This window comes from Mumia sp. zg.B17, assembly GCF_019550915.1.
Classification (GTDB): domain Bacteria; phylum Actinomycetota; class Actinomycetes; order Propionibacteriales; family Nocardioidaceae; genus Mumia.
Genome location: NZ_JAHWCI010000002.1, coordinates 136,205 through 156,959 on the forward strand (window position 1 = coordinate 136,205; position 20,755 = coordinate 156,959).

The 20,755-nt window shown below is 70.8% G+C and carries 22 protein-coding genes; 11 read left to right on the forward strand and 11 right to left on the reverse strand.

The window, feature by feature from the left end:
* Nucleotides 1-14 precede the first annotated feature (14 nt).
* A complete protein-coding gene (locus KV097_RS02010) occupies nucleotides 15-1,061 on the forward strand; it encodes an LLM class flavin-dependent oxidoreductase (protein ID WP_220345321.1) in 1,047 nt (348 codons plus the stop codon).
* On the opposite strand, the gene KV097_RS02015 is transcribed toward KV097_RS02010, so the two are convergent.
* Nucleotides 1,058-1,735, reverse strand: coding sequence for a TetR/AcrR family transcriptional regulator (locus KV097_RS02015; protein ID WP_220364939.1), 678 nt, complete (start codon nucleotides 1,733-1,735; stop codon nucleotides 1,058-1,060). The genes KV097_RS02010 and KV097_RS02015 overlap by 4 nt on opposite strands.
* Before the next feature lie 59 nt (nucleotides 1,736-1,794).
* On the opposite strand from KV097_RS02015, the gene KV097_RS02020 reads away from it, so the two are divergent.
* Nucleotides 1,795-2,397: a class I SAM-dependent methyltransferase gene (locus KV097_RS02020; protein ID WP_220345319.1), complete on the forward strand. Its 603-nt coding sequence runs from the start codon at nucleotides 1,795-1,797 to the stop codon at nucleotides 2,395-2,397.
* Nucleotides 2,398-2,410: 13 nt separating this feature from the next.
* Here the strand turns inward: KV097_RS02020 and KV097_RS02025 are convergent, their stop codons facing one another.
* Both KV097_RS02025 and KV097_RS02030 read right to left on the reverse strand, forming a co-directional pair.
* Nucleotides 2,411-3,913 carry a flotillin family protein gene (locus tag KV097_RS02025; protein WP_220342038.1) on the reverse strand — a complete coding sequence of 501 codons (1,503 nt, stop codon included), beginning with the start codon at nucleotides 3,911-3,913 and terminating at the stop codon, nucleotides 2,411-2,413.
* 22 nt (nucleotides 3,914-3,935) lie between these two features.
* Nucleotides 3,936-4,439, reverse strand: a complete 504-nt coding sequence (locus tag KV097_RS02030; RefSeq protein ID WP_220364940.1) for a hypothetical protein — start codon at nucleotides 4,437-4,439, stop codon at nucleotides 3,936-3,938.
* Between the two features lie 160 nt (nucleotides 4,440-4,599).
* Here KV097_RS02030 and KV097_RS02035 point away from each other — a divergent pair, with 160 nt between their 5' ends.
* The 3 genes from KV097_RS02035 (at nucleotide 4,600) to KV097_RS02045 (ending at nucleotide 7,731) form a co-directional block, all read left to right on the forward strand.
* Nucleotides 4,600-6,306, forward strand: coding sequence for an ABC-F family ATP-binding cassette domain-containing protein (locus KV097_RS02035; protein WP_220364941.1), 1,707 nt, complete (start codon nucleotides 4,600-4,602; stop codon nucleotides 6,304-6,306).
* A 56-nt stretch (nucleotides 6,307-6,362) separates the two neighbouring features.
* Nucleotides 6,363-7,250: an RNA polymerase sigma factor SigJ gene (gene sigJ / locus KV097_RS02040; protein WP_220364942.1), complete on the forward strand. Its 888-nt coding sequence runs from the start codon at nucleotides 6,363-6,365 to the stop codon at nucleotides 7,248-7,250.
* 133 nt (nucleotides 7,251-7,383) lie between these two features.
* Nucleotides 7,384-7,731 carry a DoxX family protein gene (locus KV097_RS02045; RefSeq protein ID WP_220364943.1) on the forward strand — a complete coding sequence of 116 codons (348 nt, stop codon included), beginning with the start codon at nucleotides 7,384-7,386 and terminating at the stop codon, nucleotides 7,729-7,731.
* A gap of 7 nt (nucleotides 7,732-7,738) precedes the next feature.
* Here KV097_RS02045 and KV097_RS02050 read toward each other — a convergent pair whose 3' ends face one another.
* Together KV097_RS02050 and KV097_RS02055 are read right to left on the reverse strand one after the other, a co-directional pair.
* The gene (locus KV097_RS02050; RefSeq protein ID WP_220342033.1) at nucleotides 7,739-8,164 is read right to left on the reverse strand and encodes a hypothetical protein; all 426 of its coding nucleotides are present in this window, start codon (nucleotides 8,162-8,164) and stop codon (nucleotides 7,739-7,741) included.
* 64 nt (nucleotides 8,165-8,228) lie between these two features.
* A complete protein-coding gene (locus KV097_RS02055; protein ID WP_220342032.1) occupies nucleotides 8,229-8,903 on the reverse strand; it encodes a TetR/AcrR family transcriptional regulator in 675 nt (224 codons plus the stop codon).
* A gap of 41 nt (nucleotides 8,904-8,944) precedes the next feature.
* On the opposite strand from KV097_RS02055, the gene KV097_RS02060 reads away from it, so the two are divergent.
* Both KV097_RS02060 and KV097_RS02065 read left to right on the forward strand, forming a co-directional pair.
* Nucleotides 8,945-9,817, forward strand: a complete 873-nt coding sequence (locus KV097_RS02060) for an SDR family oxidoreductase (protein WP_255559060.1) — start codon at nucleotides 8,945-8,947, stop codon at nucleotides 9,815-9,817.
* Nucleotides 9,818-9,833: 16 nt separating this feature from the next.
* Complete coding sequence (locus KV097_RS02065; RefSeq protein WP_220364944.1) at nucleotides 9,834-11,054, forward strand: acyl-CoA dehydrogenase family protein; 1,221 nt, start codon at nucleotides 9,834-9,836, stop codon at nucleotides 11,052-11,054.
* Nucleotides 11,055-11,061: 7 nt separating this feature from the next.
* Here the strand turns inward: KV097_RS02065 and KV097_RS02070 are convergent, their stop codons facing one another.
* The 4 genes from KV097_RS02070 to KV097_RS02085 form a co-directional block, all read right to left on the reverse strand.
* Nucleotides 11,062-11,661, reverse strand: a complete 600-nt coding sequence (locus tag KV097_RS02070; protein WP_220345315.1) for a class I SAM-dependent methyltransferase — start codon at nucleotides 11,659-11,661, stop codon at nucleotides 11,062-11,064.
* Nucleotides 11,654-12,478: a tRNA pseudouridine(38-40) synthase TruA gene (gene truA, locus KV097_RS02075; RefSeq protein ID WP_220342028.1), complete on the reverse strand. Its 825-nt coding sequence runs from the start codon at nucleotides 12,476-12,478 to the stop codon at nucleotides 11,654-11,656. Before truA ends, KV097_RS02070 begins: the two co-directional genes overlap by 8 nt.
* A 21-nt stretch (nucleotides 12,479-12,499) precedes the next feature.
* On the reverse strand, nucleotides 12,500-13,549 hold the full coding sequence (locus KV097_RS02080; RefSeq protein WP_220342027.1) for an NADP-dependent oxidoreductase: 1,050 nt from the start codon (nucleotides 13,547-13,549) through the stop codon (nucleotides 12,500-12,502).
* Nucleotides 13,550-13,653: 104 nt separating this feature from the next.
* A complete protein-coding gene (locus KV097_RS02085) occupies nucleotides 13,654-14,967 on the reverse strand; it encodes a citrate synthase (protein WP_220342026.1) in 1,314 nt (437 codons plus the stop codon).
* A gap of 352 nt (nucleotides 14,968-15,319) precedes the next feature.
* On the opposite strand from KV097_RS02085, the gene rplM reads away from it, so the two are divergent.
* The 4 genes from rplM (at nucleotide 15,320) to KV097_RS02105 (ending at nucleotide 18,827) form a co-directional block, all read left to right on the forward strand.
* Nucleotides 15,320-15,763: a 50S ribosomal protein L13 gene (gene rplM, locus KV097_RS02090; RefSeq protein ID WP_220364945.1), complete on the forward strand. Its 444-nt coding sequence runs from the start codon at nucleotides 15,320-15,322 to the stop codon at nucleotides 15,761-15,763.
* A 24-nt stretch (nucleotides 15,764-15,787) separates the two neighbouring features.
* The gene (gene rpsI, locus KV097_RS02095; protein WP_220342024.1) at nucleotides 15,788-16,297 is read left to right on the forward strand and encodes a 30S ribosomal protein S9; all 510 of its coding nucleotides are present in this window, start codon (nucleotides 15,788-15,790) and stop codon (nucleotides 16,295-16,297) included.
* A 10-nt stretch (nucleotides 16,298-16,307) separates the two neighbouring features.
* Nucleotides 16,308-17,654: a phosphoglucosamine mutase gene (glmM, locus tag KV097_RS02100; protein ID WP_220364946.1), complete on the forward strand. Its 1,347-nt coding sequence runs from the start codon at nucleotides 16,308-16,310 to the stop codon at nucleotides 17,652-17,654.
* Nucleotides 17,655-17,834: 180 nt separating this feature from the next.
* A complete protein-coding gene (locus tag KV097_RS02105; RefSeq protein WP_220364947.1) occupies nucleotides 17,835-18,827 on the forward strand; it encodes a GNAT family N-acetyltransferase in 993 nt (330 codons plus the stop codon).
* Nucleotides 18,828-18,830: 3 nt separating this feature from the next.
* On the opposite strand, the gene KV097_RS02110 is transcribed toward KV097_RS02105, so the two are convergent.
* Together KV097_RS02110 and coaA are read right to left on the reverse strand one after the other, a co-directional pair.
* Entirely contained in the window at nucleotides 18,831-19,712 is an 882-nt protein-coding gene (locus KV097_RS02110) for a bile acid:sodium symporter family protein (protein ID WP_220364948.1), read from the reverse strand.
* A 45-nt stretch (nucleotides 19,713-19,757) separates the two neighbouring features.
* Nucleotides 19,758-20,726, reverse strand: coding sequence for a type I pantothenate kinase (coaA, locus tag KV097_RS02115; RefSeq protein ID WP_220342533.1), 969 nt, complete (start codon nucleotides 20,724-20,726; stop codon nucleotides 19,758-19,760).
* Between the last annotated feature and the right edge of the window lie 29 nt (nucleotides 20,727-20,755).

The window sequence follows — 20,755 nt, forward strand, 5'->3', positions numbered from 1 at the left end:
CGTTGGCACCAGGTATGCCGCTCAAGCTCTCGGTCCTCGACCTCGTCCCCGTCCGCACCGACCAGTCGACCGGAGACGCCCTCGCCGCCACCGTGGCGCTGGCGCAGGCTGCCGACAATCTCGGCTACACGCGCTACTGGCTCGCGGAGCACCACAACATGCCGGCCGTCGCGGCGTCGTCGCCGCCGGTGCTGATCGCACACGTCGCTGCCCAGACGGAGCGCATCCGCGTCGGCTCCGGAGGTGTGATGCTTCCGAACCACGCCCCGCTCGCCGTGGCCGAGCAGTTCGCGCTCCTCGAGGCGGCCCATCCTGGACGTATCGACCTGGGCATCGGGCGCGCGCCGGGCTCGGACCAGGTCACGTCCTGGATGCTCCGTGGCGCCGCGGGTCGCGACAACACCGACATCGAGCAGTTCCCCCAGTACCTCGACGACGTCATGGCGCTGATGGACTCCCAGGTGGGCGTCCGCGTGCCGCTCCAGGGACGGCAGTACCTCCTGAAGGCGACGCCGGCCGCGACCTCGGTTCCGCGACAGTGGTTGCTCGGCTCGTCGATGTACTCCGCCCACCTCGCCGCCGCCAAGGGCCTTCCCTACGTGTTCGCCCACCACTTCTCGGGCAAGGGCACCGCAGAGGCCCTGGCGACCTACCGTGCGGAGTTCCGCCCGAGCGAGCGCACACCTGAGCCGACGACCTTCTTGACCGTCAACGCCGTCGTCGCCGAGACGTACGACGAGGCCGTGGCGCTCGCGCTCCCGAACCTGCAGTCGATGGCACGGCTGATGACGGGCGCTCCCCTCGCCGCTCTCGATCTCGTCGAGGACGCCGAGAAGTCCCCTCTCACCCCGCCGCAGGAGGCGATGGTGCAGGACGGCCTGGCGCGCAACATCGTCGGCGACCCCGAGCAGGCCGCCCAGCGACTGCAGGCCCTGGCAGCGGAGTTCGAGGTGGACGAGGTGATGGTGCACCCGGTGGCCTCCGCGAGGCAGGGCGCCGATCCGCGTCGCTCCGTCCCTCGGGAGCGGACCCTGGAGCTCTTGGCGGAGGCGCTGGGCTAGGTCGTGCGGTCGGCAGGGGGCGGGAGCAGCACAGCGGTCAGCGTGTCCCTGATCCAGTCCGCATAGCGCTGGTGCTCCCAGCCGAGCTCATCGACGAGGAGCCTGTGCATGTCAGGGCCGGTCAGAGCCCACACGGTGGCCGCGGCCTCCTCCTCCTCCAGGCCTTCTCGGAGCGCGCCGTTGGCAGCCACCCATCCGACGAACGCCTGGAGGTTGCTCAGGCGCGTGCGTTGATCCTGGGCCCGTTGCGTGGCGAGGTCTGGGTCGATCTCGCCCGCGGACCGGATGACGTCGTCGATGGGTCGGACCCGGCGTGTGCGTTGGGCGATGTCGTCAGCGAACATCCTGATCTGGGTGCGCTGGTCCTTCTCTGCCCTGACCTCCTGGGGGCGCGTCTGCTCCAGCACGGGCGGACTGTCGACCTCGCTGGTGGCGTCGTAGTTGAGCACCTCGACGACGAGGCGGTGCTTGGTGCCGAAGGTCTTGTAGACGAGGTCCGTGCTCACCCCGGCGTCGGCGGCGATCGCCGCCATCGTCGTGCGGGCGTAGCCGCGCTCGATGAACATCCGGTGCGCGGACCGCAGCATCGCGATGCGGTTCTCGTCGGCGCGCTGACGACGCCGAGATGCGTCGTACGGACGGGATCCGGGAGACCGCTTGACGTGCTCGCTCATCGGGTCCACTCTAGAGGAGATTAGTTCTAGTCGCACTAGAACGAAAGTGGGGGAGTCGGATGTCGAGGGGATACCAGATCGCGTACCGGTGCGGGGTCAGGCCGTGGGAGGCCGCGGGTGACGGAGGCGCCGACCAGCTGGCCGGGCTGCTCACCGAGGAGGAGTCGCGCCCGCAGCCTTGGGGGTGCGCCCTCGACGTCGGCTGCGGCAGCGGGAGCCACACGATCGAGCTCGGACGCCGTGGGTGGACCGCGGTGGGCGTCGACGACGTGCAGAGGGCCATCGATCGTGCCCGGGCCCGGGACGGCGCCGAGCACGCCCGCTTCGTCTGCGCGGACGTCACGGCGCTGGTCGACGTCGAGCTCCCAGGCCCGGTCGAGCTCTTCGTGGACATCGGCTGCTTCCACGGACTCGGTGACGAGGCCCGCGCGGCGTACGGGACCGCGATGACGGCGGTCGCGTCACCGACCGCCTCGTTCCTGCTGCTGGCCTTCGCCCCCGGCCGCCGACCCCTCCTGCCGAGAGGGGCCGACGAGCGCGATCTGGCCCGGGCGCTCCCCGCGTGGGAGCTCACCGGCAGCTGCCTGGCCGACGTGTCGGGGATGCCGCGACCGCTCCGGTCGACGACGCCCCGCTTCTACCGGCTGCGTCGCCGACCCTGACGGCCCGGACGGCTCAGCTGTCGCCGTTCTTGCCGGTGGTGACGCCCATGCCGTTCGCGGCCCTGTCCACCGACCGGTGGAGGAGGCTCTCGAGGTCGAGCCCGGTCGAGGTCTTGAGCATCTGCAAGGTCTGGACGATGTTGTCGTTGACCTGCCTCGGCAGAGCCCCGGCGCCCTCGGTCGAGATCACCGTGAGCTGGTCGATCGCACTGATCGGTGCCGCGACCTCCTTGGCGATCTGCGGGAGCACCTCGATGAGCATCTGGAGGACCGCCGCGTCGTTGTAGCTTGCGAACGCCGCCGCGCGCTTGTCCATCGCCTCGGCCTCGGCGTGGCCGACGGCGAGCGTGGCGGAGGCCTGAGCCTCACCCTCGGCGCGGGTGGCCTCGGCCTCCGCCACGCGTCGGGCCTTCTCGGCCTCACCACGACGAGCGCCCTCGATCGCCTCGGCCTCCGCGATGGCCGTACGGCGTGACTTCTCCCCCTCACCGGTCAGACGCGCCTCCTCCGCCTTGGCCTCCGCGGCGGCGATGGTGGCGGCTTTGCGGGCCTCTGCCGCCGCGATGTCCGAGGAGCGGCGCGCCTCGGCCTCCTGCTCGACCTTGTACCGGGCCGCATCGGCCGGCTTGCGGACCTGCGTCTCCAGCTGCCGCTCGGTCAGGGCTGCCTGCCTGACGGCGACCTTCTCCTGCTCGACGAGCACGGCCTGGTCACGATCGGCCTGGGCCAGCGGACCGGCCGACGCCGCGTTTGCGGAGGCAGCGTCGGTCTCGGCCTTGATCTCCGCCTGCTTGAGCGCCAGCGTGCGCTGCGCGATGGCGATCTCCTCCTCGGCCTTCAGGCTCGCCTGCTCCGCGGCCTGGCGAGCCGCGGCCTCGGCGATCGCCGCGGTCTGCCGGTTACGGGCGGCTTCGGGGCGGCCGAGGTCGGCGAGATAGCTGCCGTCGTCGGTGACGTCCTGGATCTGGAACGTGTCGAGGATCAGACCCTGGCCGGTCAGGGAGTTCTCGGACTCGTCGGCCACGCGCTGGGCGAACGCGGCCCGGTCGCGGATGATCTGCTCGACCGTCAGACCGCCGACGATGGAGCGGAGCGCGCCGGCGAGGACCTCCTGCGTGAAGGGCTCGATGTCGGCCTGCTGCGACTGGAAGCGCTGGGCCGCGAGCCGGATCTGGTCGGCGTTGCCGCCCACCTTGACGATCGCGACACCCTCGACGTTCAGCTTGATGCCCTGTCCCGACACCGCACCACGGATCTGCACCGAGATGCGACGGCTCGAGAGGTCCATCGTCGCGAGCTTCTGCACGAACGGGACGACGAAGGTGCCGCCGCCGAGGATCACCTTCTGGCCTGACAGGTCGGTGGTGAGGGCGCCGGTCTCCGGGTTGAGGACCGCCTTGCCCTTGCGGCCGGTGACGATGAAGGCCTGGTTGGGCCCGGCGACCTTGTAGCGGCTCGTGACCAGGAAGAGGAGCAGGAGGACGAGGACGGCGATGCCGGCGATCGGGATCAGCACGGGGGAGCCTTTCGGGTGGGGATCAGGGGAGGTCGTCCCACACCGGGGCGACCCTGACGGCAGTGGGGGAGAGGACGCCGGTCACGTGCACCTCGGTGCCGGCGTCGAGGGCTCTGTCGGCACGGGCGTTGAGCTGGAGCACGTGCCCGCCGACCGCGACGCGGACCGTGCCGTAACCGTCGTCGGGGATGCCGGACACCACCCGCCCGCTGCGGCCGATGCTGTCGCCGGTCGAGGGAGTGGCGTCGCTGCTCCCACCGCGGACCAGGCCGGTCAACCAGGCCGCGAACCACGCGACGACGACACCGCACCCGCCGCCGGCGAGCAGAGCGGGCAGGAGGGGGACACCGGCGCCGTCCGCGGCGGCAGCCCCGAACCCGAAGGCGGAGACGAAGCCGCCGACGACGGCGGTCGAGAAGGCGTCCCCGGGCAGCACGTCGAGAGCTCCGTCGAGCACTTCGCCGACGACGAGCGAGACGGCGAGAAGCGCGAGGCCGGCGAGGCCGAGGATCAGGAAGACGGTCACGCCTGCTCCGTACGTCGGGTCTGGCCCGCCCGTACGTCGGGGAACCGCTCGCCGGATCGTACTCGATGACGAAGGTGCGCGGGACCGCTTCTCGCCAGCTCCTCGTCAGGTGGGACGGGGCGCGTCGAAACGGCGTTGACCGAGGGCGGAGACTAGGGCTGTGGGCCACGCAGAGCTGTCCGGGATCCGGTACGACCTCCCCGACGGGAGGGTGCTGCTGGACGACGTCGGCTTCCGCGTCGGCGACGGCGCGATCGTCGCCCTCGTCGGCGCCAACGGCGCGGGGAAGACCACGCTGCTGAGGATCATCACCGGTGAGATCTCGCCGCACGGTGGGTCGGTCAGTCGCAGCGGCGGCCTCGGCGTGATGAGGCAGATGGTGACACGTCACCCCGACGGCTCCCACCTCGAGACGGTGCGCGAGCTGCTCCTCTCGATCGCTCCGCCTCGCATCCGGGCAGCGGCCGCGCGGGTGGACGAGGTCGAGCTCGTCCTGATGGAGCGCGACGACGAGCCGACACAGCTGCGCTACGCCACCGCTCTGGCGGAGTACGGGGACGCGGGCGGCTACGACCTCGAGGTCACCTGGGACGCGTGCTGCACGGCCGCGCTGGGGATCTCCTACGAGCGGGCGATGTGGCGGGACCTCTCCACGATGTCGGGCGGAGAGCAGAAGCGGCTGGTGCTCGAGGGCCTCCTCCGCGGCCCCGACGAGGTGCTCCTGCTCGACGAGCCCGACAACTATCTCGACGTGCCCGGCAAGCAGTGGCTCGAGGAGCAGCTCACCGCCACGCAGAAGACTGTGCTGTACGTCAGCCACGACCGAGCCCTGCTGGCCAACACCGCCACGCGGGTGGTCACCCTCGAGGTCGGTGCCACCGGAAGCACGGCCTGGACCCACCCCGGCGGCTTCACGACGTACCACGACGCCCGCGCCGCTCGGTTCGCGAAGCTGGAGGAGCAGCACCGGCGGTGGGACGAGGAGCACCAGAAGCTCCGCGAGCTGGTGATCATGTACAAGACCAAGGCCGCCTACAACTCCGACATGGCCGCGCGCTATCGGGCGGCGCAGACGCGGCTGCGCAGGTTCGAGGAGGCCGGCCCGCCCGAGGTGGTGCCCCACGACCAGAACGTCGTCATGCGGCTCACCGGAGGCCGTACGGGCAAGCGGGCGGTCGTCGCCGAGAGCGTGGAGCTCACCGGACTCATGCGTCCGTTCGACCTCGAGGTCTGGTACGGCGAGCGCGTCGCGGTCCTCGGCTCCAACGGGTCGGGCAAGTCGCACTTCCTCCGCCTGCTCGCCGCCGGAGGCACCCGGCCGGACGTGGAGCACGAGCCGGTCGGGGACCAGGTGGTCGAGCCGGTCGCGCACCGCGGGCTCGCCAAGCTCGGGGCGAGGGTCCGGCCCGGGTGGTTCGTGCAGACCCACCACCATCCCGAGCTGGTCGGTCGCACCCTGCTCGAGGTCCTGCACCGTGGCGACGTCGATGCGCGCGGGATCGGTCGGCGAGGGATGGGTCGGGAGGAGGCCGCGCGCAAGCTCGACCGCTACGGGCTGGCCCGCTCCGCCGAGCAGGCGTTCGACTCGTTGTCGGGCGGTCAGCAGGCGCGGTTCCAGATCTTGCTCCTGGAGCTGTCGGGAGCGACCCTCCTGCTGCTCGACGAGCCGACCGACAACCTCGACGTCGAGTCGGCCGAGGCGTTGGAGGACGGGCTCGAGGCGTTCGACGGGACGGTCCTCGCGGTGACCCACGACCGGTGGTTCGCGCGGCGGTTCGACCGGTTCCTCGTGTTCGGCGCCGACGGTGACGTCTACGAGAGCGACGAGCCGGTCTGGGACGAGGGCCGGGTCCTGCGCGACCGCTGAGCTGTCACGTCCGGGCGCCGCCGTGTGTCATAGGGGCAGGACCTACGAGGAGAGGGATGAGCGCGAACGACCACGATGAGCTCCTCGCACGGTTCGAGGAGGACCGATCCCGGCTGAGGTCGATCGCCTTCCGGATGCTCGGGTCCGCCGACGACGCCGACGACGCGCTGCAGGAGGCGTGGCTGCGGGTCAGTCGGGCCGAGACCGGTGACGTGGAGAACCCGGCGGCCTGGCTGAGGACGGTCGTCGCGCGGGTCTGCCTGAACGCGCTGCGGACACGGCGGAGCCGGCGTGAGCAGTCCTTGGTCCATGTGCCCGACCCCATCGTCAGTCCCGACTCGGGTCCGGGGCCGGAGGACTCGGCGCTGCTCGCCGAGGGCGTCGGACTGGCGCTGCTGGTGGTGCTGGAGGGACTCAGCCCGGCTGAGCGCGTCGCCTTCGTCCTGCACGACGTGTTCGGGGTCGCCTTCGCCGAGATCGCCGCCGTCCTCGACCGCAGCCCGGAAGCCACTCGCCAGCTCGCGAGCCGGGCGCGGCGTCGGGTCCAGGGGCAGGCGCCAGCGCCGGATCCCGACCTGGCACGCCAGCGGGAGGTGGTCGACGCCTTCTTCGCCGCATCGCGAGAGGGGGATCTCGACGGCTTGATCGCCGTTCTGCACCCGGACGTCATCCTGCGCTCGGACGGCGGAAGCGGTCGGCCGCAGTCCACCGTCGTGCTCCACGGTGCCGAGGAGGTCGCCGGGCAGGCCGCCGCGACCAGTCGCCTCTCCCCGTTCATCCGCCGTGTCCTCGTCAACGGGGTCCCCGGCGTCGTGGTCGCTCCGCGCGGCCGGCTCCAGGTGGTCATGGCGTTCACGGTCACGGGCGGTCGGATCGTCGCGATCGACGTCCTGGCCGACCCGCACCGTCTGTCACGGGTGGACCTGGGGCGACTGGAGGGCTGAGGGGATCGCCGGCGACCGGCGGCAGCGCCGTCTGTCACACCGGGGACCGGCTGTCACACCGGGGCGCCGGGGCGTGTCTGTCTCGTAGAGTGGCCACGCTCACCGGCGTGGTCCTGTCACGAGAGGACTTCTCATGGGCATCGTCTCGACCGCCGTCGTCATCCTCGCAGCCGCCTGGATCGGCTTCTCCGCCGTCGCCACCTACACGCGCCAGGGCTGGGTCGTCGACAACCTCGCCGACTACGGCGTGCCGAGGTCCTGGTGGCCCTGGCTGGCCACCGCCAAGCTCCTCGGCGCGCTCGGCCTCCTGGTGGGGCTGGTCGTCCCGCCCATCGGCGTGCTGGCTGCCGGAGGTCTCGTCGTCTACTTCCTCGGCGCGATCGTCACCGTCGTACGGGCCGGCGCCTACGCGCACCTGCCGTTCCCGCTGCTCTATCTCACCCCGGCTGCGGTCGCCGGGACGCTGATCGGGACCGCCTGAGAGGTCCTCACGCCGCGAGGTCGTCCGGCGCGAAGGCGACGAGCTCGGTGTCGGTGGCCAGGTGTGTCGTCTCGACCGGCACGCGCAGGTAGCGCGCCGACGTGGCGAGCGCACGAGCCCAGGTCCGATCTGCGTCGTTCATGCCGCCGGGTCCCGGCCGGCTGAGCAGGAAGGCGACCGTCGTCCCCGGCTCGAGCTCGTCCACGACCTGCTTGATCGCCCCGACGATCTCGGTGACCTGCTCCGGCTCGGCCGTCGGCGGGACGTCGGCGACCTCGGCCAGACGCGGGTGCATGCGGCGGTCAGGGTCCACGAACGCGAACCAGAGGGCTCGGCGGGAGAAGCCGAGCTCGCCCACCAGCGTGCTCCACCGGGCACGGAGGTCGGCCTGGCCTCGGATCGGGTCGTGAAGGGATGCATGGGTGTCCGTCATGCGAGCAGCCTGCCCGATCCCGACCGCGCCCCGCCTGCGTCGTCCACAGGCCCGCGGCGCGGGATCAGGGGTGCGGTCCGGCCGCCCGAAGACGCTCGGGGATCCCCAGCGCGTTGACCCAGAGCCGGGTCAACGTGTGCGCGAGCCTCTCGACGTCACGCTCTGCTCCCACCACGAAGGCGTTGTACGCGGTCCGCGACACCATCGACGACAGCGCGGCGGCCGCCAGGTCGGCATCGAGCTCGGGATCGGCGAGGCCGCGCTCCTGGAGCGCGCGGACGCTGCGGGCGTTGCGCGCGGTGAAGGCCCGCGCGCGCTGCCGCCGTACGTCGGCGAACCGGTCGTCGATGGTCGAGACCTGCTCCAGGAGCCGCATCAGCTGCGCGTTGCGCTGGTACGACTCGAGATAGGCGCGGTTGGCGGCGGCGATCACGGCCACAGGGTCCTCGGTGCGGGAGACGTCGCGGAGGTCAGGATGGAGCATCTCCTCCTTCACCTCCTCGAGCACCGCGGCGAAGATCTCCTCCTTGCCGGTGAAGTACGTGTAGAACGACCCCGCAGCAGTCCCGGCCTCTGTCGTGATGTCGGCGAGGCGGGCCTCGAGGTAGCCGTCGCGCTCGAAGACCCGTCGCGCCGCCGCGACGAGGGCGGCCCGCGTCCGAGCTCCACGCGCCGTACGCGGTGGCTCGCGGGTCGTGCCGTCGGTCGCGTCGCCGTCGACCGGGATCGGTCGCGTCATCCCCGTCCTTCCGTGCCGACGCCCCGGTCGACAGCTTCGACTTGAAGTTGAGATCGGATTCAAGTATACAGAAGCCCCCGACGGAGGAGGACCGGATGGAGCTGCACGGTGCGGTCGCTGTCGTCACAGGTGGCGGCGGAGGGATCGGCAGCGCACTGGCTCGACGCTTCGCGGCCGAGGGCGCGCGCGTCGTCGTGGCCGACCTGGACAGCGCCGCCGCGGAGGCGGCCGCTGCAGAGGTCGAGGCCGTACGCCCCGGGTCCGCGATCGCCCACGCTGCCGACGTCGCCGACCCCGCTCAGATCGACGAGCTCCTGGCGCGTGCCGAGGAGGCCTACGGTCCGGTTGACCTCTACGCCGCGAACGCAGGCGTCTCCGGTGGGCACGGCCTCGGCGGTGAGGCGGCGTGGGACGTGGCCCTGGACGTCAACCTGCGCGCTCACGTGCGTGCCGCCGACCTGCTGGTCCCGCGCTGGCTCGAGCGCGGACGAGGCTACTTCGTCAGCACGGCGTCGGCGGCGGGGCTGCTCACGCAGATCGGCTCCGCGGCGTACGCGGTGACCAAGCACGCCGCAGTCGGGTTCGCCGAGTGGCTGTCGGTCACCTACGGCGACCGGGGCATCGGTGTCAGCTGCCTCTGCCCCATGGGCGTCGAGACGGCGTTGCTGCGTGCGGGGGAGCGGTCCGGTGACCGCCTCGGCGAGGCGGCCACCCGCGCGGTGACCTCGGCCGGCGAGGTCCTCGATCCGGACACCGTCGCCGACGACGTGGTCCGTGCCGTCCGTGCCGAGGAGTTCCTGATCCTCCCGCACCCTCAGGTGCTCGCGATGTACCGCCAGAAGAGCGCCGACTACGACCGATGGATCCGCGGGATGCGGCGCTACCAGGCCCAGCTGCTCGACCCCCGACCCTGACCAACCAGGAGGACGCATGTCCCTGTTCGAGACCACCGAGCGCAGCGCCAGATATCAGGAGGAGCTCCTGGCCTTCATGGACAGCCACGTCTATCCGGCAGAGGCCGTCTATGCCGCCCAGATGCGCGAGGCCGGTGATCCCCACCACCACCCGCAGGTCATCGAGGACCTCAAGGCGGAGGCCCAGCGCCGCGGGTTGTGGAACCTCTTCCACCCGCACCCCGAGTGGGGACCCGGACTCTCCAACTTCGAGTACGCGCCGCTCGCCGAGATCATGGGCGGGAGCCCGCACCTCGCGCCGGAGGCCTGCAACTGCGCGGCGCCCGACACCGGCAACATGGAGGTCCTGACGCTGTTCGGGAGCGAGGAGCACAAGAAGACCTACCTGCGGCCCCTCCTCGACGGCACCATCCGGTCCGCCTTCGCCATGACGGAGCCTGCCGTCGCCAGCTCCGACGCCACCAACGTCGAGATGCGGATGGAGCGCGACGGCGACGAGTACGTCCTCAACGGCCGCAAGTGGTTCGCCTCCAACGCGATGCACCGCAACTGCCGGGTCCTGATCGTGATGGGCAAGACCGATCCGACGGCGGCGACCCACCGTCAGCAGTCGATGATGGTCGTCCCCCTCGACGCACCTGGGATCACGGTGCTGCGCAACCTCCCGGTCTTCGGCTACCAGGACCGAGAGGGTCACGCCGAGCTCGTCTTCGAGGACGTCCGGGTCCCGGCCGCCGACGTGCTGGCCGGAGAGGGCGAGGGGTTCGCGATCAGCCAGGCACGTCTCGGTCCCGGCCGGATCCACCACTGCATGCGGGCGATCGGGATGGCCGAGCGAGCACTCGAGCTGATGTGCACCCGCGCACTGGCACGGGAGACCTTCGGGGCCCCCGTCGCCGAACGGTCGAACATCCAGGACTGGATCGCGGAGGCGCGGATCGAGATCGAGAAGAGTCGCCTCCTCACGCTCAAGGCGGCCTACGTGATGGACGAGTCGGGCAACAGGGCCGCCCGTACCGAGATTGCCGCGATCAAGGTCGACGCCCCGAACATGGCGCTCAAGATCGTCGATCGTGCGATTCAGGTCCACGGCGCGGCGGGGGTCACCGAGGACGTCCCTCTTGCGTCGTTCTACGCCCACCTGCGGACGCTGCGCATCGCCGACGGGCCGGACGAGGTCCACAAGCGCACCCTGGCCCGCCGGGAGCTTCGCCGGCACGCGGGCACGGTCGCCTGAGGCGCCGTCACCCCCGGCGTACGTGCAGGACGCGGAAGCCCTTCGCGCTGGCGACCCTCTCGGTGGGCCAGCCCTGGTCGGTCAGCCACCGCTGGAGCGAGTCGGCACCGAGGTTCTTGCCCACCACCAGGCGGGCGACGCCATCAGGTGCGAGCCGGGGGAGCCACTGCAGGAGGAGCTCGTGCAGCGCGGCCTTGCCGATCCGGATCGGAGGGTTCGACCAGATCTCGTCGAAGACCAGGGACGCAGGGACCTCGTCCGGCGCCGCCACGACGACCCGCGACCCGACGCCGGCACGCTCGGCGTTGGACCGGGTGAGATCGCGCGCGCGAGCGTTGGTGTCGACCGCGTGCACCGTGGCGGCCGGCACCGTGACCGCGACCGCGACCGCGATCGGACCCCAGCCGCACCCGAGGTCCAGCACCGTCCGCGCCTCACGGGGCGGCTCCGAGCTGCTCAGCAGCACCGCCGTCGCCTTGTCGAGACCCCCTCGCGCGAAGACGCCGGCGGCCGTCGTGAACGTGAGGCTGCGACCCCAGATCTCCGCGGTCACGTCGCGCCGACCCTCGGGGCCGGTCGGATCGCTGTCGAAGTAGTGCTCAGTCATCCTCGGGGCTCTCGAGCGGACCTCGGAAGGTACGCGTCTCCTGTGCGCGGGCGGCGAGCCGGGACTCCGCCGGGTAGACGACCTCCTCGAGCGTGAGCCCGAGCGAAGGCATCACCTTCACCCGCGAGTCCCGGGTCCGTGCCTTGAGCACCCGCACCATCCACGCCGGCTCGTGGCGGCCTTCGCCGACCGCCGTGAGCGCGCCCATCAGCGACCGGACCATCGAGTGGCAGAAGGCGTCAGCGACCACCGTCGTCTCGACGATCGACGAGTCGGTGCGCCGGGTGGTGAGCTGCATGAGGCTGCGGATGGTGCTCGCCCCCTCCCGCCGACGGCAGAACGCGGCGAAGTCCTGCTCGCCCAGCACGCCGACCGCGGCGTCGTTCATCAGCGACACGTCGAGCGGACGGTGGTGGTGGACGACGTGGTTGCGGTGGAGCGGGTCAGGGCCGGTCACGCCGTCCCAGATCCGGTAGACGTAGCGCCGGCGCAGCGCGGAGAAGCGTGCGTCGAACCCGTCGGGCGCGACCCGTGCGGCCCGCACCACGATGTCGTCGGGGAGCACGCGGTCGAGACGGCGGAGCAGGTGCGCCTCGTCCATCTCGAGCTCGTCGGGAAGGTCGACGTGAGCGACCTGACCGCGTGCGTGGACGCCGGTGTCCGTACGGCCGGCGACGGTCAGCCTCGCGGGCCCGTCGAGCCGGAGCACCAGCGTCAGCGCGTCCTCGATGGTCTGCTGCACCGACGGAAGGCCGGGTTGCGAGGCCCAGCCGCGGTAAGCGCCACCGTCGTAGGCCAGGTCCAGTCTCCAACGCACCTGCTCAACCTACCGATCGCGTCAAACGGCCGTGACACCCCGTCCGTCCCCGGTGAGCGCGAGGACGAGCTTGCCCGTGTTGGAGCCCTCGAAGAGTCCGAGCCACGTCTCGTGGAACGCTTCCACACCGCCCTCGACCACAGTCTCGCGGGCGACCACCGAGCCGTCGGAGATCCAGGAGGCGATCGTGTCGATCGCCTCCGGATAACGGTCCTCGTAGTCGAAGACGACGAAGCCGGTCATGGACGCCCGGAAGACCAGCAGCGACAGGTACCGGCGTGGGCCGGCGGGCAGGGACGTCGCGTTGTACGCCGAGATCGCGCCGCAGAGGACCACCCGCGCGTGACGGCGGAGGTTGGCGAGGCCGGCGTCCAGGATGTCACCGCCGACGTTGTCGAAGAAGACGTCCACTCCCTGGGGCGCCACCTCCCGCAGACGCTCGAGGACGTTCTCGTCCTTGTAGTCGATGGCGGCGTCGAAACCGATCGACGTCAGCCACGCGCACTTGTCGGGGCCACCGGCGATGCCGACCACCGTGCAGCCCATCGCCTTGGCGATCTGGCCCGCGACGCTGCCCACGGCCCCGGCGGCACCCGAGACGAGCACCGTCTCGCCCGGCTGGAGGCGGCCGACGTCGGTGAGACCGAAGTACGCGGTCATCCCGGGCAGGCCCAGTGCGCCGAGCCACGTCGGGGCTCCCGCGACGGCCAGGTCGATCGTGGTGACGCCGCGGCCGTCGGAGAGGGCGTACTCGGTCACGCCGAACATCCCCATGACCGCGTCGCCCACCTCGAAGTCGGGGTGCTTCGAAGCCACGACCGTGCCGGTCGCTCCGGCACGCATGACCTCGCCGAGGCCCACCGGAGGGATGTACGACCGGACGTCGTTCAGCCACCCGCGCATCGCCGGGTCGAGCGAGACGTGGTCGACCCGTACGACGATCTCTCCGGGGCCGGGCGCGGGGACCTCCGTCGTCACCGTCTCCCACGTGTTCTCGTCGGGGTAACCCTTCGGGCGCTCCCGCAGCAGGAGCTGACGGCTGGTGAACGGGGGCGTGGCGGGAGCGGGCATCGGGGTGTTCCTCTCGTGGCGGCTGCGGCCACTGTAGGGGGCCCGGAGACGGCGACGGGCCCGCCCACGGTGTGGACGGGCCCGTCGGGTGACGTGGGTGCTGCTCAGCCCCAGCGCTCGGTGCTCGAGGGGAAGGTGAGCCCGCGTTCGCCGGTGTAGATCTGCTTCGGCCGGGCGATCTTCTGCTCCTTGTCGTCCACCAGCTCCACCCACTGCGCGAGCCAGCCGGCCGTACGCGGGATGGCGAACATCACCGTGAACATCTCCGGCGGGAACTGCAGCGCCTCGTAGATGAGGCCGGAGTAGAAGTCGACGTTGGGATAGAGCTTGCGCTTGACGAAGTACTCGTCCTCGAGCGCGATCTTCTCGAGCTCCTGCGCGACCTCCAGGTAGGGGTTGACGCCCGTCACCTCGAAGACGTCGTCGCACGCCTTCTTGATGATCGTGGCGCGCGGGTCGTAGTTCTTGTAGACCCGGTGGCCGAAGCCCATCAGGCGTTCGTTGCCGGCCTTGACGCCCTCGATGAACGCCGGGACGTTGTCCTTGGTCTTGATCCGCTTGAGCATCCGCAGGACCGCCTCGTTGGCGCCGCCGTGAAGCGGGCCGTAGAGAGCCGCGATGCCGGCCGAGACGGCGGAGTACGGGTCGACCTGGGTGGAGCCGACCGACCGGACCGCGTTGGTCGAGGCGTTCTGCTCGTGATCGGCGTGCAGGATGAAGAGGACCTCGAGCGCCTTGGCCAGCCGCGGGTCCGCCTCGTACTTCGGCTCGCTCATCTTGAAGAGCATCGCGAGGAAGTTCTCGGCGTACGAGAGGTCGTTGTCGGGGTAGACGTAGGGCTTGCCCTGCGCGTGCCGGAACGACCAGGCGCCGAGCGTCGGCATCTTGGCGATCATCCGGACGATCTGCAGGTGCCGGACCTCGGGGTCCTGGATGTTGCGGGCCTCGGGGTAGAAGGTCGAGAGACCGCCCACCGCCGACAGCAGCATGCCCATCGGGTGGGCGTCGTAGCGGAAGCCCTGCATGAGCGACTTGATGTTCTCGTGCACGAAGGTGTGGAAGGTGATCTCGTGCACCCAGGCGTCGTACTGCTCCTTGGAGGGCAGGTCGCCGTGGATGAGCAGGTAGGCGACCTCGAGGAAGTTCGACTTCTCCGCGAGCTGCTCGATGGGGTAGCCGCGGTACTCGAGGATGCCCTTCTCGCCGTCGATGAACGTGACGGCCGAGCGGGTCGAGGCGGTGTTGGTGAACCCGGGGTCGTACGACGCGATGCCGGGCTCGTCGTCGTTGACCCGGATCTTGCCGAGGTCGCTCGCGCGGATGGTCCCGTCGACGATCGGGAGCACGTAGTCCTTGCCCGTCCGGTCGTCGCGGACGGTCAGGGTCTGGCCGTCAGCCGAAGGCGTGGCGTCTGTCACGAGGAGGTCTCCTTGTGCCGTGGCGTGCGCACGCTGGGTCGATGCGCCGCTCGAGTCAGGGGTCCCCTGGGGTGTTCGGACCCACTCCAACTTATTGCCTCCTGCAGTGGAACGTGAATCCGGGGGTCCGCTGTCCGGGACGCCGAGGCCCACCGCCTCCGGCTCCCTTGGCCGCCGGGGGTATCATCAAATCGGTGCGTCAGGCGTACGACGCACCCCGTGGGCAGCCCGTTTTGACCGAGCCCGCCCCGGCACGTTATCGTTGTACGTCGTTGTGCCTTGATCCGCCGCGGCCTTGCTGCGTCCATCTCGGCGCATCGTCAGACCCCATCCATACGAAGGTAGATCTAGCGTGCGCACGTACAGCCCGAAGCCTGGTGACGTCGACCGCAAGTGGCACGTCATCGACGCATCTGACGTGGTGCTTGGGCGTCTCGCCGTCCAGACCGCGACCCTGCTTCGCGGCAAGCACAAGCCGACGTTCGCCCCCCACATTGACAACGGTGACTTCGTCATCATCGTCAACGCGGACAAGGTCGCCCTCTCCGGCAACAAGCGCCAGGACAAGCTCGCGTACCGCCACAGCGGATACCCGGGCGGCCTCAAGCAGATCGCCTACGGCGACCTGCTCGAGAAGGACGCGCGCAAGGCCGTCGAGAAGGCCGTCTGGGGCATGATGCCCAAGAACCGCCTCGGCCGATCGCTCATGAGCAAGCTGAAGGTCTACGCCGGCCCCGAGCACCCGCACGCCGCTCAGCAGCCGCAGACCTTCGAGATCACCCAGATCGCCCAGTAGGCCCAGGAAGCAGTGAGGATCAACGTGGCTGAGTCCAGCACCGAGACCGTCGAAACGACCGACGAGTTCACGGCCAACACCGAGGGTGTCTCGTACACCTCGGAGAGCGTCCCGAGCGCGGAGTCGGCGGCCCGCTCGTCGATCATCGCCCCCTCGGCGGCGACCGGTCGCCGCAAGGAGGCCGTCGCTCGCGTCCGTATCGTTCCCGGCACCGGCTCGTGGACCGTCAACGGCAAGTCGCTCGAGGAGTACCTCCCCAACAAGCTGCACCAGCAGATTGCCAAGGAGGCCTTCGCCGCAACCGGTCTCGGCGAGAGCTTCGACGTCGTCGCCCGCGTCTCCGGCGGTGGCATGACCGGCCAGGCCGGCGCCCTCCGTCTCGGTGTCGCCCGTGCGCTGAACGCCGTCGACGAGGAGTCGAACCGCGCGACGCTCAAGAAGGACGGGCTCCTCACGCGTGACGCCCGCGCCAAGGAGCGCAAGAAGGCCGGCCTCAAGAAGGCCCGCAAGGCGCCTCAGTACAGCAAGCGCTGACGGCCGAGCCGTGGGTCGGATCTTCGGAACCGACGGCGTCCGTGGGATCGCGAACGAAGATCTCACGGCAGAGCTCGCGGTCGACCTCGCCGTGGCAGCAGCCCACGTGCTGGGGGAGGCCGGAGCCTTCGCCGACCAACGGCCGACCGCAGTCGTGGCCCGCGATCCTCGCGCCTCGGGAGAGTTTCTCGAGGCCGCGGTGGTCGCGGGTCTCGCGTCTGCGGGGGTGGACGTGCACCGTCTCGGTGTCGTCCCCACCCCTGGTACGGCGTACCTGACGTCGGCGCTCGCCGCCGACATGGGCGTCATGATCTCCGCGAGCCACAACCCGATGCCCGACAACGGCATCAAGTTCCTGGCCCGCGGCGGGCTCAAGCTCGACGACGCCATCGAGGACGCGATCGAGCGCACCCTCCAGCAGCCCTGGAAGCGTCCGACCGGAGCCGCGGTGGGCCGGATCGGCGACAGCCCGACCGCTCTGCGCACGTACGAGCGTCACCTGGTCGGCGCGGTCGACCGACGCCTCGACGGGATGCGCGTCGTGCTCGACTGCGCGAACGGCGCCGCCTGCGAGGTCGGGCCGGCGGCGTTCCGTGAGCTCGGGGCCGAGGTCATCGCCATCCACGCCGAGCCCGACGGTCTCAACATCAACGCCGGGTGCGGGTCCACGCACCCGGAGGACCTGCAACGAGTGGTGCTCGAGACCGGCGCCGACGCGGGGTTCGCCTTCGACGGAGACGCCGACCGATGCCTCGCGGTGTCGGCCGACGGTGTGCTCGTCGACGGTGACCAGATCCTCGCCATCCTCGCGCTCGCGCTGAAGGAGGACGGCCGTCTCGTCGACGACACGGTCGTGGCGACGGTCATGTCCAACCTCGGCTTCGTCCAGGCGATGGAGGCCGCGGGCGTGACGGTCGTGCAGACTGCCGTAGGAGACCGCTACGTGCTCGAGGCGATGCGCGGCCGGGGGTTCAACCTGGGCGGCGAGCAGTCGGGGCACGTCATCATGAGCGACCACGCGACCACCGGCGACGGTGTCCTCACCGCTCTCGCGGTGTCCAGCCGGATGGTCGGCACGGGCCGCTCGCTCGCCGACCTCGGTGCGGTGATGCGCCGGCTCCCGCAGGTGCTCGTCAACGTCTCCGGCGTCGACAAGGGCCGTGCCGGCACCGATCCCGTCGTGGCGGCGGCCGTCGCCGAGGCTACCGACGAGCTGGGCGGGACGGGTCGAGTCCTGCTGCGCCCCTCGGGCACCGAGCCGCTCGTACGCGTGATGGTCGAGGCGAGCACCGCCAGCCATGCCGAGACCGTCGCGCAGCGCCTGGCGACCGTCGTCGGCTCCGCGCTCGCCCTCTGACCCATCCCCGGCTCGTCGCGTCCGGTCCCGTCCCGTCCGGCCCCTCCCGTCCGCGGTGTGTGCGGTTCGTCCAAGAATCTCGCCCGGATTCGTTGACCAGCTGCACACATCGCGGACGAGGCGGGACGCTCGGGCGAAACCCGGGTGCGGCCTGGGGCTGTCCCGACCTACCGTGACGGCATGCAGATCGAGGAGCTCGACCCCGCCGACGACGCCGGGCTGGCCGCGTTCCACGAGCACGAGGTACGCGTCGCCGCGACGCAGCCGTACGGCACGGCCTGGACGCTGCCGGAGCTGACGGTGGCGGCGCGGACGGACGACCCGTGGACGGCACGGGCGCTCCTGTGGGCCCACCTCGACGACGGTGAGGTCGTCGCGACCGGCCAGCTCGAGGTCCCGCTGCGCGACAACCTGGAGACGGCGTGGGTGGCGTTGGCGACCGCCCCCGAGCACCGCGGATCGGTCGGTCCCTTCATCGAGCACCTCAAGGACCGGGTACGGCTGCTCGGCCGCAGGCGGCTGGAGTGCTCGGCGAAGTGGCCGCCTGGCGACGACGAGGGCCCGGACGCCGCGCTGCTTCGTGCGCACGGGTTCCGGCTCGGTCTCATCGAGGCGCAACGCGTCCTCGACCTGCCTCCAGACCGCGACGAGCTCGCTGGGCTGGCCGAGAAGGCCGCCGCCCACCACGCGGGGTACGAGCTGCGCACCTGGCGCGGACCCGTGCCGGACGACCTCGTGGTCCCGTACGCGGCGATGCGCAGCGTGATGGCGGTCGAGGCGCCCGCGGGTGACATGGGGTGGGAGGCGGAGGACTTCCCGCCCGAGCGGGTGCGCCAGGAGGAGGCCGAGCTCGCAGCCCAGGGAAGGGTCCTGTGGACGACCGTGGCGGTCGCCCCGGACGGCGTGCTGGCGGGGCACAGCCAGATCGTCGTGCCGGGCTCGGACCCGGTGAACGCCTACCAGTGGGACACCCTCGTGCTGCCCGAGCACCGCGGACACCGCCTCGGACTCGCGATGAAGGTGCGCAACCTCCTCGCCGCGGCCGACGACCTGGCGCCGCGTGAGCTCCTGCACACGTGGAACGCGGCCGACAACGCGCCCATGATCGCCGTCAACGAGGCGATGGGCTTCCGGCTGGCGTCGATGACCGGCGAGTTCCGGTGCGACCTCTGACGCTCAGGCGTCGGCGGGGACGCGCTCGTCGGTACGGACCAGGTAGCGCGTGAGCACGAGTCCCCAGGCGGCCGCGATGAAGAACATGATCAGGCCGTAGACCGCGCCCGGGATGGAGATCTCCGTCTCGTCGAGGATCTCGACCGCGACGTAGATCGCGAGCGTCGCGTTGTGGACGCCGATCTCGAACGACGACGCGACGGCCTGGCGCTCGGTCACGCCCGCCCACCGGGGGACGAGGTAGCCGACCGCGAGGCTCATCACGCAGAAGAGGGTGGCGGCGGCGCCGACCTGCGCGGCGTACTCCACGACGTTGTCGCGCTGGTCGATGAGGATCCCGAGCACGAGGATGCCGAGGATCACGGCCGAGGCGATCCTGACGGGCTTGTCCATCCGCGCGGCGAAAGCAGGCCGTGCCGAGCGGATCGCCATGCCGAGAGCGACCGGGAGGAGCACGATCGCGAACACCTCCACGACCTTGGTGAACTGCAGCGAGACCGAGCTGTCGGCGTCGAAGTAGGCGATGGCGAGGTTCGTGATCAGAGGCAGCGAGACGATCGCGATGATCGAGTTGATCGCGGTCAGCGTGACGTTGAGCGCGACGTCTCCGCGGAAGAGGTGGCTGTAGAGGTTGGCGCTGGTGCCGCCCGGTGACGCGGCGAGGAGCATCATGCCGATCGCGAGCAGCGGAGGGAGGTCGAAGAGCAGGACGAGGCCGAAGCACACTGCGGGGAGCAGGAGGAGCTGGCAGGCCAGCGCGACCACGACGGCACGGGGGTGCCGGCCGACGCGCCGGAAGTCGTCGAGGGTCAGCGAGAGGCCGAGACCGAGCATGATGATGCCGAGGGCGATCGGAAGCCCGACCGTGCTGAGCGCGGAGTCCATGGCGCACACCCTAGGGGTGAGGGCCATCACAGCGCGAGGTGCGGGTCAGAGCTTGCGCAGACGGACCCATCGCACGGAGTGATCGGCGTCCTTGCGCAGCACCAGCGTGGCGCGCCCGCGGGTCGGCTCGATGTTCTCCTTGAGGTTCGGGCCGTTGATCGAGTCCCACAGCAGCGAGGCCTGCGCGGTCGCCTGCTCGGCGTCCAGAGCGCCGTAGCGCACGAAGTACGAGTCGGGGTCGCGGAACGCGGTCTCGCGCAGGCGCAGGAAGCGCTCGATGTACCACCGGCGGATGTCCTTGCGGGCCGCGTCGACGTACACCGAGAAGTCGAAGAAGTCGCTGATCGCGAGCCCCGGTCGGCCGTCACCCCGGACTCGCGCGGGCTGCAGGACGTTGAGGCCCTCGATGAGGACCACGTCGGGCCGGTTCAGCGTGACGACCTCGTCGGTGACGTCGTACGAGAGGTGCGAGTAGACCGGGGCCTCGACCGTCTCACGCCCGGACTTGACGGCCATGACGAAGCGCAGCAGGGCCTTGCGGTCGTACGACTCGGGGAACCCCTTGCGCTCGAGCAGACCCCGGCGCTCCAGCTCGGCGTTGGGGAGCAGGAACCCGTCGGTGGTGACGAGCGACACGTTGCTGTGGCCCGGGCTCTTGGCGAGCAGCTCGCGCAGCAACCGGGCGGTCGTCGACTTGCCGACCGCGACCGATCCCGCGATGCCGATCACGTACGGCGTGCGCTGCGGCTGCGGGCGGCGCAGGAACGCCTCGGTGGACCGGTAGAGCTCGCCCGCGTAGCCGATGCGCATGCTGATCAGCTGCGTCAGCGGCACGTAGACCTTGCGGACCTCCTCGAGATCCAGCTCATCCCCGAGGCCTCGGACCTCGTCGATCTCGCGCTGCGACAGCGGCTGCGGCGCCTCGCCCGCGAGGGCGGCCCACGCGCCGCGCTCGAGCTCGACGTACGGCGAGGTGTCCCCGGAACCCGGCTGCGTGAGCGACATGGACCCCATTGTGGCGGCCGACCTCGTCAGCGGGGTCG

What these genes read in the sequence shown, in the direction of transcription:
- KV097_RS02010 (WP_220345321.1), top strand. Translation starts at nt 15, where the DNA reads ATGCCGCTCAAGCTCTCGGTCCTCGACCTCGTCCCCGTCCGCACCGAC.
- KV097_RS02015 (WP_220364939.1), bottom strand. Translation starts at nt 1,735, where the DNA reads ATGAGCGAGCACGTCAAGCGGTCTCCCGGATCCCGTCCGTACGACGCA.
- KV097_RS02020 (WP_220345319.1), top strand. Translation starts at nt 1,795, where the DNA reads ATGTCGAGGGGATACCAGATCGCGTACCGGTGCGGGGTCAGGCCGTGG.
- sigJ (WP_220364942.1), top strand. Translation starts at nt 6,363, where the DNA reads ATGAGCGCGAACGACCACGATGAGCTCCTCGCACGGTTCGAGGAGGAC.
- KV097_RS02045 (WP_220364943.1), top strand. Translation starts at nt 7,384, where the DNA reads ATGGGCATCGTCTCGACCGCCGTCGTCATCCTCGCAGCCGCCTGGATC.
- KV097_RS02050 (WP_220342033.1), bottom strand. Translation starts at nt 8,164, where the DNA reads ATGACGGACACCCATGCATCCCTTCACGACCCGATCCGAGGCCAGGCC.
- KV097_RS02055 (WP_220342032.1), bottom strand. Translation starts at nt 8,903, where the DNA reads ATGACGCGACCGATCCCGGTCGACGGCGACGCGACCGACGGCACGACC.
- KV097_RS02065 (WP_220364944.1), top strand. Translation starts at nt 9,834, where the DNA reads ATGTCCCTGTTCGAGACCACCGAGCGCAGCGCCAGATATCAGGAGGAG.
- KV097_RS02070 (WP_220345315.1), bottom strand. Translation starts at nt 11,661, where the DNA reads ATGACTGAGCACTACTTCGACAGCGATCCGACCGGCCCCGAGGGTCGG.
- KV097_RS02080 (WP_220342027.1), bottom strand. Translation starts at nt 13,549, where the DNA reads ATGCCCGCTCCCGCCACGCCCCCGTTCACCAGCCGTCAGCTCCTGCTG.
- KV097_RS02105 (WP_220364947.1), top strand. Translation starts at nt 17,835, where the DNA reads ATGCAGATCGAGGAGCTCGACCCCGCCGACGACGCCGGGCTGGCCGCG.
- KV097_RS02110 (WP_220364948.1), bottom strand. Translation starts at nt 19,712, where the DNA reads ATGGACTCCGCGCTCAGCACGGTCGGGCTTCCGATCGCCCTCGGCATC.
- coaA (WP_220342533.1), bottom strand. Translation starts at nt 20,726, where the DNA reads ATGGGGTCCATGTCGCTCACGCAGCCGGGTTCCGGGGACACCTCGCCG.